The sequence below is a fragment of the Micromonospora sp. NPDC050276 genome, from assembly GCF_044459545.1.
Taxonomy (GTDB): Bacteria; Actinomycetota; Actinomycetes; order Mycobacteriales; family Micromonosporaceae; genus Micromonospora.
On sequence record NZ_JBITJA010000001.1, the window covers coordinates 466,953 to 478,782 of the forward strand.

An 11,830-nucleotide genomic window follows, 5' to 3' on the forward strand; every position below is an offset into this window, starting at 1 on the left:
TTCGCCATGTCTTCCCACCGCGAGGCCCCGGAAATAGCCAAGGATCCGGTCGCCGACAGCTCCGACCTGTACGCGTTCGTCAGTCCCGACAAGCGCGACACGGTCACGTTGATCGCCAACTACGTGCCGTTGCAGCTCCCCTCCGGGGGCCCGAACTTCTTCGAGTTCGGCGACGACGTGCGGTACGAGATCCATATCGACAACGACGGCGACGGCCGTCCGGATGTCACCTACCGGTTCGAATTCACCACCGAGATCACCAACCCGAACAGTTTTCTCTACAACACCGGTCCGATCGACTCGCTGGACAGCAAGAACTGGAACCGGCGGCAGTTCTACAGCCTGACCCGGGTGGCCGACGGCCGGGCGCACCGGCTGGCGCACAAGCTGCCCTGCCCGCCATGCAACGTCGGCCCGCTGTCCACACCGAAGTACGCCGAGCTGGTGCGGCAGGCCACCTTCTCGCTCTCCACCGGGGAGCGGGTCTTCGCCGGGCAGCGCGCCGACGGGTTCTTCGTCGACCTCGGGGCGATCTTCGATCTCGGCACGCTGCGGCCGTTCCAGCAGCTGCACGTCGCCGGGAAGAAAATCTTCAAGGCCGAGGGGGAGCCGGTCAACGCCACCGACCGGATGAACGTGCACAGCATCGCGGTGCAGGTGCCGCTGGATCGGGTGCGGCGGCGCGCCAACCGGTACGGCTCCGGCGACCGGGCTTCGGTGATCGGGGTGTGGACCTCGGCGTCGCGCCGGCAGGTGCGGGTTCTCGGTGACCGGGGTGCGGCGGACACCGCCACCGGCCCGTTCACCCAGGTCTCCCGGTTGGGCAATCCGCTGTTCAACGAGGTCATCGTGCCGATGTCCAAGAAGGACCTGTGGAACTCGCTGCCGCCGTCGGAGGACAAGCGGTTCGCGCAGTTCGTCGAGCAGCCGGAGCTGGCCGCGCTGCTGCCGGCTCTCTATCCGGACGTCTTCCCCAATCTGGACAACCTCACCAAGGCGAAGAAGGCCCGCGCCGACCTGGTGGCGATCCTGCTCACCGGCGTGCCGGCCGGTTTGATCGACGGCTTCACCAACGCCACCGGGGACGTGCAAGCCGACATGCTGCGGCTGAACACCGCGATCCCGCCGACCCGCAACCCGGACCGGTTCGGGGTGCTCGGTGGCGACCTGGCCGGGTTCCCGAACGGCCGACGCATCGGCGACGACGTGGTGAGCATCGCGTTGCGGGCGATCGCCGGGGTGACCGTCCCGCTGGTGGACAAGACGTTCCGACCGGACGCGGCGGCCGCCGCGGTCACCCCGGGGCTGAGCGCCGCCGATGTGACAGCGCCGTTCCTCGGCAACTTCCCCTACCTGGGTACGCCGTACGACGGGTTCAACAACCCGCCGGCGGCGTCCTGACCGGCGCGGGGGAGCGGCGGATGCACGAGCACGCGTACGGGCCGTCGGAGACCGGAAGTGTCGTCCTCGATCTGGGCGGCGACACCGGTGCCCTGATCCTCTACACGGGTCGAGAGTTGCACGGCCGAGAGATCGAGATCAGCCGGGACGGCGACCGGCGGGTCCACTCGGCGGTGCGGGAGCGACGGGTGCACGACGGCTCGTTCCACACTGCGGTCTATCCCGATCTGCCGAGCGGGATCTATACCGTCTGGTGGGACGAACGCACGCCCGTCGGCACAGTTTCTGTCCATGGTGGAGCGATAGCCGAGTTCGTCTGGCCTAGCAGCGGATTTGGGGCCGCCGGCTGACTTCTCGGCACGCGTTTTCCGATTGCGCCCCGTCCACAATGTGGACGGGGCGCAAGTGCTGTGCGCAGCTCGACGGGCGGTCTGCGCCGCACCGCGTTAACCTGTCCCCCACCAAGATCAGCTTAGGGGGTGGCGGTGTCTGGTGGCTTCCCGACGGCGACCCGTCGAGGGAGCGCCACGGCAGAAAAGTCGGGCAACTCGCCGGAGAGGGCGTTACTCGGCCGGGGTCTGAATCGATAGGGCAGGTTGCGAGGCTGGACGGCCCGACGGGCCGACCACGGGTGTCGGGAGGGCGACTCCATTATCAAGTTTGGCTTGACGGCGCACGCATTACACGCGTGTAATTTGAATGGGGTTGTTCGCACGGAACGCAACAAAACGGGACCGGACGGACAAGCACGCCTTTCGCGTGGGGGGTTGCAGCGGCGATGACGCCGGTGCGCGACAAGGAGGCATTTGATGGACGGCCAGCTTGAGGTGGCCGACCTGCTCGGAAACGCGCCGGAGTGGCAGGAGCGGGCGTTGTGCTCGCAGACCGACCCCGAGGCGTTCTTTCCCGAGAAGGGCGGCTCGACCCGCGAGGCGAAGCGGATCTGTTCGCGCTGCGAGGTCAAGACCGAATGCCTCGAATACGCTCTGGGTCACGACGAGCGGTTCGGCATCTGGGGTGGGCTCTCCGAGCGGGAGCGGCGCAAGTTGAAGCGGCGAGCCGCCTGAGCGGTGCGAGGTCGAGGCGGGGGGCCGCCTGAGCGGTGCGAGGTTAGGGCGGTGGGGGCCGCCCGACTCTCCGCCCTCCGGCCCGACTCTCCGCTCTCCGGGTGGGCCAGGCTCAGGCGAGCTCGTCGGGGTCGACCCCGAGAAGGTTCGCCACCTGCTCGATGATCACGTCATGCACGAGATCGGCGAGGTCCTCACGGTCCATCGCCCGGAACTCCAGGGGCCGTCGGTACAGCACGATCCGCGGTGGCACCTCCTGCCGGCCCGGGCGGCCGGGCAGCAGCCGGGCCAGCGGGACCTCGCCGTCCTCCAACACGTCGGAGTCGTAGACGTTCAGGTCCGGCGGAACATCCTCGACCGCGAACTCGACCCCGGCCAACTCCTTGGCGAACCGACGCTCCAGCGTCTCGACGGTGTCCAGGACCAGGTCGTCGAAGACCTCGGCCTTGGTCCGCGCCAGCGGCACGGTGGCCGGCACCAGCCGCCCGCGCAGGCCGCGCCCGTGCCGGTCACGGTGCGCACGCCGGCCGGAGCCGGGGCGGCGGTGTTCCGGGCTCGTCATGAGGCAAAGGGTAGCGCCCGGGTCGGGCTGGCCAGCGGCAGCGCCGTTCCCGTGGCGCGGCGGGCCCAAGTGGGTCGACTGTGATCACCACGACGGGCGTGTCGCAACGCGAAGCGATGCGCCGGACCCGGTAATGGAGATACCCTGCCGCACGTGAGGTCACCACGGCGCTGCTCCCGTAACGGCTGCCCCCGGCAAGCGGTCGCCACATTGACCTATGTCTACAACGAGTCGACAGCGGTGGTGGGGCCGCTGGCGGCGTTCGCCGAGCCGCACACGTACGACCTGTGCGAGCCGCACGCCCGTAGCCTGACCGCCCCTCGGGGCTGGGATGTGGTCCGGCACGAGGGCGAGTTCGAGCCGCCGCCGCCCACCACGGACGACCTGGTGGCGCTGGCCGAAGCGGTCCGCGAAGCCGCCCGTCCGGCGCCCCGCCCCCCGGAGCCGGACCAGGGCCACGACAACCCCCACCAAACCGGCCGCCGAGGCCACCTCCGAGTAATCCCCCCCAACCACTAGCCCCTGCCCCGCCGGTGCCCCTTCCCGGCGTTGATCAAGAGGTTTCGGTCATTAGTTGGCCTGTTTTTGACGCAAACCTCTTGATCAGCACCTTGAGGGGGTGGGTGGGTGGGGTTAGTCCCTGTCGCTCCGCTGCGCGAAGCGGCCCTAATCGGGAGGAAGTAGGTCTACTTCCGAGTTAGAGCTTGGTCCAGGCTTCGGTTAGGACTGTGCGGAGGATTTGTTCGATCTCGTCGAAGTGCTGCTGGTCGGCGATCAGGGGTGGGGCCAGTTGGATGACGGGGTCGCCTCGGTCGTCGGCCCGGCAGTAGAGGCCCGCCTGGAACAGCGCGGTGGACAGAAAGCCGCGCAGTAGGCGCTCCGACTCGGCCTCGTTGAAGGTTTCCCGGGTCGTCTTGTCCTTGACCAGTTCGATGCCGTAGAAGTAGCCGTCGCCACGGACGTCGCCGACGATCGGCAGGTCGTACAGCTTCTCCAGGGTGGCCCGGAAGGCGTCCTCGTTGGCGCGTACGTGCCCGACCAGGTCCTCGCGGGCGAAGACCTCCAGGTTGGCCAGGGCGACCGCGCAGGAGACCGGGTGCCCGCCGAAGGTCACCCCGTGGGCGAACATGCCGGTCTCGGTGAGGAACGGCTCCATCAGCCGGTCGCTGGCGATCATCGCGCCGAGCGGGGCGTAGCCGGAGGTGATGCCCTTGGCGGTGGTGATGATGTCCGGCTGGTAGCCGTAGCGCACCGCGCCGAAGTATTCGCCCAGCCGACCCCAGGAGCAGATCACCTCGTCCGAGACGAGCAGTACGTCGTACGCGTCGCAGATCTCCCGGACCCGCTCGAAGTAGCCGGGCGGGGGTGGGAAGCACCCGCCGGAGTTTTGCACCGGTTCGAGGAAGACCGCGGCGACGGTGTCCGGCCCCTCCCGTTCGATGGCCCGACGGATCTCGTCGGCGGCCCAGCGGCCGAACGCCTCGGGGTCGTCGCCGTGCTCGGGGGCCCGGTAGAAGTTCGTGTTCGGCACCTTGATCGCGCCCGGTACCAGTGGTTCGAAGTCGCTCTTGATGCCCGGCAGGCCAGTGATCGACAGGGCACCCATCGAGGTGCCGTGGTAGGCGATGTACCGGCTGATCACCTTGTACTTGTTGGGTCGGCCGGTGCGCTTGAAGTAGGCGCGGGCCAGCTTCCATGCCGCCTCGACCGCCTCGGAGCCGCCGGTGGTGAAGAAGACCCGATTGAGGTCGCCGGGGGTGAGCCCAGCGATCTTCTCGGCCAGCTCGACGGCCTTCGGGTGGGCGTACGACCAGAGCGGGAAGTAGGCCAGCTCGCCGGCCTGTTTCGCGGCAGCCTCGGCCAGCTCGGTGCGGCCGTGGCCGGCGTTGACCACGAACAGCCCGGCGAGCCCGTCCAGGTAGCGGCGGCCTTGCGCGTCCCACACGTACGCGCCCTCGCCGCGCACGATGGTCGGCACCTCACCGGCGGAGTAGCTCGCCATCCGGGTGAAGTGCATCCAGAGGTGGTCGGTGGCGTTGGCCATGTCAGCCCCATCGGTCGTCGGGCCGGTCAAAGGGGTGAGGCCGGCCGCTCTGCCAACGGTTATCGCACAGTCGCGGGGCCCGAGGCAAGTGGTATCAGTGGCGTGACGGGTTGACCACGACGGATTTAGCGCATTGGTGTCACGGATGCAACGGAATCCGCACCGCCGTCGGTCTCTGGTCCGCAGTCGGCAGGAGTCGGAGGTGTGCCGGCTCGATCCACTCCGGTTTGCTGAAGTCGCGGTGTCCGGGCGTGGTTGATACCGCGGTATTGGTGAAGTCGAGTGGATCAAGCGCGGGGATCGGGGGTCGAGACGTCCGAAACCGAGACGTCGGGGGCCGAGACGTCGGGAGCCGAGACGTCGGGGGTCGAGATGTCGGGGGTTGGCGAGGCGCCGGCCTTGGGACGCTGGTGGGGCACCTCGGGGGCGGTCCGGGGGCGTCCTGAATGCGTGCCAACACGTCCCACCGCAACACGCCGGTAGGCCACAGACACCGACACGCAGCGTGGCTATCGTGCGCCGCAACGTGCGTATCGAGCGGCGTCGCAGCGCGCCTGCTGGGCGGGGGATCCGGTCTTCCGCCACCGCACCGAGGACGGCGGGAGGATCCGGTGGCGAACGAGGCGTTGCGGGTGGCGATGGCCGAGGCGGGGGAGACGGTCGAGTCGTTGGCCGAGAAGGTCCGCGTCGACCCCAAGACAGCGGCACGGTGGCTCGCGTCGGGGCGGATTCCGCATCCGCGTACCCGGGTGGCGGTGGCCCAGGTCCTGCGCCGGGACGCGGCCGACCTCTGGCCGGAGCCGTTCCGCCGCCGCGACCTGCCGTGGTTCCGACCGTGGGCCGAGCTGGAACAGGACGCCATCTCGCTCCGGTCCTACCAGCCGTTGCTCGTGCCGGGCCTGCTCCAGACCGAGGGGTACGCCCGCGCGATCCTGAGTACCGGAGGGTTGGTCCCACCGTCCGAGGTGGACCAGATCGTGGCGAGCCGCCTCGACCGGCAGGCGGTCCTTGGCCGCGACGCCCCACCCCAGCTCGTGGCGGTGATCGACGAGGTGGTGCTGCGCCGGCCGGTCGGCGACGGGTCGGTGATGGCCGGCCAACTGGCCCACCTTGCGAGAGTGGCCGAGTGGGAACACGTACAGGTCCGGGTCATTCCGGCCGAGTGCCCGTGGCACACCGGTTTGGCCGGGCCCTTCGTGCTGGGCCGCCTGCCCGACGGGACGGAATTGGCGTATCTCGACAACCAGCTCCGCGGTCAGGTCGTGACCGATCCCCTCGACGTCGCTAGCCTGGGACGCAGGTGGGAGAGCGTCACTGGTGAGGCGTTCCCCCAACGCCGGTCGATCGAGCTGATCAGGGAAGTGGCCACGACATGGACATGAGCGACGCCCGCTGGCGCACCGCGAGCCGCAGCAGCAACAACGGCGGTGACTGCGTCGAGGTGGCCGACAACCTGCCCGGCCGGGTGCTGGTGCGGGACAGCAAGGACCGCGACGGCGGCACCCTGACCTTCGCGCCGACCAGTTGGCGTTCCTTCGTCGAGCAGTTGCGGCGGCGATGACATGACCGACGCCCGCTGGCGTACCGCGACTCGCAGCAGCAACAACGGTGGCAACTGTGTCGAGGTGGCCGACAACCTGCCCGGCCGGGTGCTGGTGCGGGACAGCAAGGACCGCGACGGCGGCACCCTGACCTTCGCGCCGGCCGCCTGGACGTCGTTCGTCGGCGCGGTCGGCGCGCACGCTGCGGCCGGTCGTCGGGGCGCGACGGGCCGCTGATCCACTCGGGATCACGGAAACCGGGGCGTCAGAACGGCGCGGACACCCCGACTTCCTGAAAGCCGAGTGGATCAAGGGCAAGAACCAGCGTCAGGCCGTACCCCAGGTGTAGGTCTGCTTGCGCAGCTTGAGATAGACGAACGCCTCGGTGGAGAGCACCCCGGGCACCGCGCGCAGCCGTTGCAGGATCTCCAGCAGGTGGTCGTCGTTGCGGCAAACCACCTCGGTGAGCAGGTCGAACGACCCGGCGGTGATCACCACGTAGTCGACCTCGTCCAGCTCGGCCAGCCGGTCCGCGACAGCTTCCAGGTCACCGTCGGTGCGTAGGCCGATCATCGCCTGCCGGGGGAAGCCGAGCTGGAGCGGATCGGTCACCGCCACGATCTGCATCACGCCGGAGTCGAGCAGCCGTTGCACCCGCTGGCGGACCGCCGCCTCGGACAGCCCGACCGCCTTGCCGATCGTCGCGTACGGCCGGCGGCCGTCCTCCTGGAGCTGCTCGATGATCTGCTTGGCCACGTCATCCAGCAGAGCGTGATTCGCGCCTTCACGGACAGCGACGCGGCGACCGCCGTTACTGTTCTCGTGCTGCCGGTTTGTCATGGTCCGCTCCCCAGGTACCGAATCGTGATGTCGTGCGGGTATCCCCGCGTAGTCTGGCGTATTTCGTCGTGCATCGCTATTCCGGCAACGGAATCCCTTGTAAGGGAGGGCGCCTCATGTCAGGATCAGTCGTCCATGGCACTTGACCTCCCCGACATTCCCGCCGGCGCGCCTCCCCCGTCCCGCCCGCCGACGATGACCCCCTAGGAGTCGTCATGCGTACTCCCCTCCGGCCCCTCTCCCGGCGTGGACTGCTCACCGGCACCATCGGTTCGGCCGCTCTGCTCACCATGGGCGGCAGCCTCGCGGGCTGCGGCACCAAGGGCGCGCAACAGACCGAGGCTGGCTGCGTCAGCGAGGACCTTTCCGGCACCGAGAAGAAGCTTGCCTTCTCCAACTGGCCGCAGTACATGGACGTGGACGAGAAGGACGAGTCCAAGCGACCCAGCCTGGACGAGTTCATCACGAAGACCGGGATCCAGGTCACCTACACCGAGGACATCAACGACAACAACGAGTTCTTCGGCAAGGTGCAGAACCAGCTCGCCGCCTGCCAGAGCACTGACCGGGACATCATCGTGCTGACCGACTGGATGGCGGCCCGGATGATCCGGCTCGGCTGGATCCAGAAGCTCGACCCGGCGAAGATCCCGAACGTGCAGGCCAACCTGCTTCCGTCGCTGATCAACCGCCCCTTCGACACGGAGAACCGGATCTCCATCCCATGGCAGTCCGGCCTCGCCGGACTGGCGTACAACGGCAACGTCACCAAGGAGCTGCGCACCGTCGACGAGCTGCTCACCCGCCCCGACCTCAAGGGCAAGGTGACGGCGCTCAGCGAGATGCGCGACACGATGGGCCTGTTGATGCAGTCCAACGGGCACGACCCGGCGAACTTCACCGCCGCCCAGTTCGACGACGCCCTCAACAAGCTCAAGAAGGCCGTCGACTCCGGGCAGATCCGCAAGTTCACCGGCAACGACTACGCGCCCGACCTGGCCAAGGGCGACATCGCCGCGTGCATCGGCTGGTCCGGTGACGTCATCCAACTCTCCAGCGAGGACGAAAAGGTGCGGTTCGTCGCACCGGACTCCGGCGTGATGCTCTACAGCGACAACATGATGGTCCCCAACAAGGCCACCCACAAGGGCAACGCCGAAGCCCTGATCAACTACTACTACGAGCCGGCGGTCGCCGCGAAGCTCGCTGCCTACGTCAACTACATCTGCCCGGTCAAGGGTGCCCAGGCCGAGATGGAGAAGATCGACCCCGAGCTGGCCGCCAACCCGCTGATCTTCCCCGACGAGGCGCTGCTCTCGAAGTCCAAGGTCTTCATGGCCCTCGACGAGAAGCAGGAGAAGGAGTACGAGGGCAAGTTCCAACAGGTCATCGGGGCGTGATGGGGATGGCGCGCGAGACACCCGCCGGCGACCTGCGCCTGGCCAACCTCAGCAAGCGGTTCGGCATCTTCACCGCGGTCGACGACCTGAGCCTGACCATCGAGCAGGGCTCGTTCTTCGCGCTGCTCGGCGCGTCCGGCTGCGGCAAGACCACCACGCTGCGGATGATCGCCGGCCTGGAGGAGCCGACCAGCGGCCAGGTGCTGCTCGGCGACACCGACATCGCCCGGCTGCGACCGTACAAGCGGCCGGTCAACACCGTCTTCCAGAGCTACGCGCTCTTTCCGCACCTCACCATCTTCGAGAACGTGGCCTTCGGGCTGCGCCGACGCGGCATCCGCTCGGTCGACGACGAGGTCACCCGGATGCTGTCGCTGGTGCAGCTCGACGGCTACGGCAACCGCCGTCCCGCCCAGCTCTCCGGCGGTCAACAGCAGCGGGTCGCGCTGGCCCGCGCGCTGATCAACCGGCCGCAGGTGCTGCTGCTCGACGAACCGCTGGGCGCACTCGACCTCAAGCTGCGTCGCCAGATGCAGATCGAGCTGAAGCGCATCCAAACCGAGGTCGGCATCACCTTCGTACACGTCACCCACGACCAGGAGGAGGCCATGACCATGGCCGACACCGTCGCGGTGATGAACGCCGGCCGGATCGAACAGCTCGGCGCTCCGGCCGACATCTACGAGTTTCCCGCCACCGCCTTCGTGGCGAACTTCCTCGGCCAGTCCAACCTGCTCGCCGGCGAGGCCACCGGCGTCGGCGGCGGCGACGTCGCGGTGACGGCGCACGGCACGCGCTTCTCGGTGCCCGCCGGCCGGTCCCGGGCCGAGCACGGCCCGGTCCACCTGGGGGTACGCCCGGAGAAATTGATTCTGGTCGGCTCCGCCGACCAGGTGCCCGCTGGGCATCAGCACGTCACCGGGGTGGTCACCGACGCCTCCTACGTGGGGGTCAGCACCCAGTACCTGCTGCGCACCGGCTGGGGCACCGAGCTGTCGGTCTTCGCCGCCAACAGCGGAACGTCGACGCGGGTGCCGGTGGGCAGCGAGGCGGTGGCGTACTGGGATCCGCGGCACGCGTTCCTGCTGCCCCGCGACGCCACCGACACCGACCGGACCTCGCCGGTGCTCGACGAGCCGGTGGGTGCGTCGTCGTGACCCTCCTGGCCCCCACCGGATCGGGGCACCCGCCACCCGCGCCACCGGCAGCCCGGTCCGGGCGGCACCGACTCCTGCCGTACCTCCTGTTGCTGCCCGGTGCGGCCTGGCTGCTCATCTTCTTCGGTGTGCCGCTGGTGCAACTGGCGGCGGCCAGCCTCTACGACCCCAGCGGCTCGCTCTCCACCGGGTACGCGATGACCTGGGCGGTCGGCAACTACCCGGACGTGGTGCAGGCGTACTGGCCGCAGTTCCTGCGCTCGTTCGGCTACGCCGGGCTGGCCCTGGTGCTGGCGCTGCTGCTGGGCTATCCACTGGCGTACGCGATCGCGCAGAAGGCCGGCCGGTGGAAGAACCTGCTGCTGGTGTGCGTCGTCGCGCCGATGTTCACCAGCTTCCTGGTCCGCACGCTGGCCTGGAAGACGATCCTGTCGGACAACGGTGCGCTCGTCGGTCTGCTGCGTGACGTGCACCTGCTCGCCCCGGACGGCCGGCTGCTGGCCACCCCGTTCGCGGTGGTGCTCGGCCTCACGTACAACTTCCTGCCGTTCCTGGTGCTGCCGCTGTACGCGAGCCTGGAGCGGCTGGACCATCGGCTGCTGGAGGCGGCCACCGACCTGTACGCGAGCCCGGTGCAGGCGTTCCGTCGGGTGACGTTGCCGCTGTCCATGCCCGGCCTGGTCGCCGGCACGCTGCTGTTCTTCATCCCGGCCAGCGGTGACTACATCAACGCGGAACTGCTCGGCACCCCGAACGAATACATGATCGGCAACGTCATCGACTCGGCGTTCCTGGTCCGACTGGACTACCCGCAGGGTGCCGCGCTGTCGTTCCTGCTGATGGCGGCGATCCTCGCGGTGGTCTTCGGCTACCTGCGGCGGGCCGGCACGGAGGAGGTGCTCTGATGAGCGCGAGGAGTGCAGCGCAGCGGAGCCCCGCAGTCGCGAATGAAGGGGGGCTCTGATGAGGATTTCCCGCTGGTTCGCGGACCGCTGGGTGATGATCGTGGCGTTGCTGGTGCTCGGCTACCTGGCGCTGCCGATCCTGGTGGTGGCCGCGCTGTCGTTCAACCGGCCGTCCAGCCGGCTGTCGTACGACTTCAACGAGTTCACGATGGACAACTGGCGGCAGCCGTGCGCCACCTCGGACATGTGCGACGCGGTGGTCCGCAGTGTGCAGATCGGCTTTCTCGCCACGGTGGTCGCCACCGTGCTCGGCACCCTGATGGCGTTTGCGCTGGTGCGGCACCGCTTCCGGGGCCGGTCCGGCATCAACGTGCTGATCTTCCTGCCGATGGCCACGCCGGAGCTGGTGATGGGCACGTCGTTGCTGGCCCTGTTCGTGTCCGCCGGGGTGCCGCAGGGCTTCTGGACCATCGTGATCGCGCACGTGATGTTCTGCGTGTCGTTCGTGGTGGTCACCGTCAAGGCGCGGCTCGCCGGAATGGACCGGCGGCTGGAGGAGGCCGCCATGGACCTCTACGCCAACGAGTGGCAGACCTTCCGGCGGATCACCCTGCCGCTGGTGCTGCCCGGCATCGTGGCCGCCGCCCTGCTGGCCTTCTCGTTGAGCTTCGACGACTTCATCATCACGAACTTCAACGCCGGCACCACCGTCACGTTCCCGATGTACGTCTGGGGCGCCGCCCAGCGGGGCATCCCACCGCAGGTCAACGTCATCGGCACCGCGATGTTCGCGGTCGCGCTGCTGCTCGTCGGCCTCAGCTCGCTGCGGGGTCGCCGGGCCCGCCGCGCCAACCTGCTGGCCGGGCCGGCACGTCCCGCGCGCCGGTCGTCATGACCCTCCCGAATGCGGGCC

General features: G+C 68.7%; 14 protein-coding genes. 11 read left to right on the plus strand and 3 right to left on the minus strand.

Going from position 1 to position 11,830, the window contains the following annotated elements; genetic code table 11:
- The first annotated feature begins 6 nt into the window (after positions 1-6).
- From ACIBF8_RS02190 to ACIBF8_RS02200, 3 genes are all read left to right on the plus strand, one after another.
- Positions 7-1,401, plus strand: a complete 1,395-nt coding sequence (locus ACIBF8_RS02190) for a DUF4331 domain-containing protein (protein WP_396780482.1) — start codon at positions 7-9, stop codon at positions 1,399-1,401.
- 20 nt (positions 1,402-1,421) lie between these two features.
- Positions 1,422-1,751 carry a phospholipase gene (locus tag ACIBF8_RS02195; protein ID WP_396780483.1) on the plus strand — a complete coding sequence of 110 codons (330 nt, stop codon included), beginning with the start codon at positions 1,422-1,424 and terminating at the stop codon, positions 1,749-1,751.
- Between the two features lie 459 nt (positions 1,752-2,210).
- On the plus strand, positions 2,211-2,468 hold the full coding sequence (locus tag ACIBF8_RS02200; RefSeq protein WP_007455784.1) for a WhiB family transcriptional regulator: 258 nt from the start codon (positions 2,211-2,213) through the stop codon (positions 2,466-2,468).
- A 112-nt stretch (positions 2,469-2,580) separates the two neighbouring features.
- On the opposite strand, the gene ACIBF8_RS02205 is transcribed toward ACIBF8_RS02200, so the two are convergent.
- Complete coding sequence (locus tag ACIBF8_RS02205) at positions 2,581-3,030, minus strand: metallopeptidase family protein (protein WP_074316962.1); 450 nt, start codon at positions 3,028-3,030, stop codon at positions 2,581-2,583.
- Positions 3,031-3,183: 153 nt separating this feature from the next.
- Between ACIBF8_RS02205 and ACIBF8_RS02210 the strand changes: the two genes are divergently transcribed.
- Positions 3,184-3,549, plus strand: a complete 366-nt coding sequence (locus ACIBF8_RS02210) for a DUF3499 domain-containing protein (protein ID WP_396780484.1) — start codon at positions 3,184-3,186, stop codon at positions 3,547-3,549.
- A 178-nt stretch (positions 3,550-3,727) separates the two neighbouring features.
- Here ACIBF8_RS02210 and ACIBF8_RS02215 read toward each other — a convergent pair whose 3' ends face one another.
- Positions 3,728-5,074 carry an aspartate aminotransferase family protein gene (locus ACIBF8_RS02215; protein ID WP_396780485.1) on the minus strand — a complete coding sequence of 449 codons (1,347 nt, stop codon included), beginning with the start codon at positions 5,072-5,074 and terminating at the stop codon, positions 3,728-3,730.
- A 638-nt stretch (positions 5,075-5,712) separates the two neighbouring features.
- On the opposite strand from ACIBF8_RS02215, the gene ACIBF8_RS02220 reads away from it, so the two are divergent.
- The 3 genes from ACIBF8_RS02220 to ACIBF8_RS02230 are packed head-to-tail and all read left to right on the plus strand — an operon-like array spanning position 5,713 to position 6,852.
- Entirely contained in the window at positions 5,713-6,456 is a 744-nt protein-coding gene (locus tag ACIBF8_RS02220; RefSeq protein WP_396780703.1) for a Scr1 family TA system antitoxin-like transcriptional regulator, read from the plus strand.
- On the plus strand, positions 6,447-6,635 hold the full coding sequence (locus ACIBF8_RS02225) for a DUF397 domain-containing protein (RefSeq protein WP_396780486.1): 189 nt from the start codon (positions 6,447-6,449) through the stop codon (positions 6,633-6,635). The genes ACIBF8_RS02220 and ACIBF8_RS02225 overlap by 10 nt, the downstream gene beginning before the upstream one ends.
- A gap of 1 nt (position 6,636) precedes the next feature.
- Positions 6,637-6,852, plus strand: a complete 216-nt coding sequence (locus tag ACIBF8_RS02230) for a DUF397 domain-containing protein (RefSeq protein WP_396780487.1) — start codon at positions 6,637-6,639, stop codon at positions 6,850-6,852.
- Between the two features lie 90 nt (positions 6,853-6,942).
- Here the strand turns inward: ACIBF8_RS02230 and ACIBF8_RS02235 are convergent, their stop codons facing one another.
- On the minus strand, positions 6,943-7,455 hold the full coding sequence (locus ACIBF8_RS02235) for an Lrp/AsnC family transcriptional regulator (protein WP_396780488.1): 513 nt from the start codon (positions 7,453-7,455) through the stop codon (positions 6,943-6,945).
- Between the two features lie 215 nt (positions 7,456-7,670).
- Between ACIBF8_RS02235 and ACIBF8_RS02240 the strand changes: the two genes are divergently transcribed.
- The 4 genes from ACIBF8_RS02240 to ACIBF8_RS02255 are packed head-to-tail and all read left to right on the plus strand — an operon-like array spanning position 7,671 to position 11,812.
- Positions 7,671-8,855: an extracellular solute-binding protein gene (locus tag ACIBF8_RS02240; protein WP_396780489.1), complete on the plus strand. Its 1,185-nt coding sequence runs from the start codon at positions 7,671-7,673 to the stop codon at positions 8,853-8,855.
- A complete protein-coding gene (locus ACIBF8_RS02245; RefSeq protein WP_396780490.1) occupies positions 8,855-10,012 on the plus strand; it encodes an ABC transporter ATP-binding protein in 1,158 nt (385 codons plus the stop codon). Before ACIBF8_RS02240 ends, ACIBF8_RS02245 begins: the two co-directional genes overlap by 1 nt.
- Positions 10,009-10,917, plus strand: coding sequence for an ABC transporter permease (locus tag ACIBF8_RS02250; protein WP_396780491.1), 909 nt, complete (start codon positions 10,009-10,011; stop codon positions 10,915-10,917). Before ACIBF8_RS02245 ends, ACIBF8_RS02250 begins: the two co-directional genes overlap by 4 nt.
- Positions 10,918-10,975: 58 nt before the next feature.
- On the plus strand, positions 10,976-11,812 hold the full coding sequence (locus ACIBF8_RS02255; RefSeq protein WP_396780492.1) for an ABC transporter permease: 837 nt from the start codon (positions 10,976-10,978) through the stop codon (positions 11,810-11,812).
- Positions 11,813-11,830 lie beyond the last annotated feature (18 nt).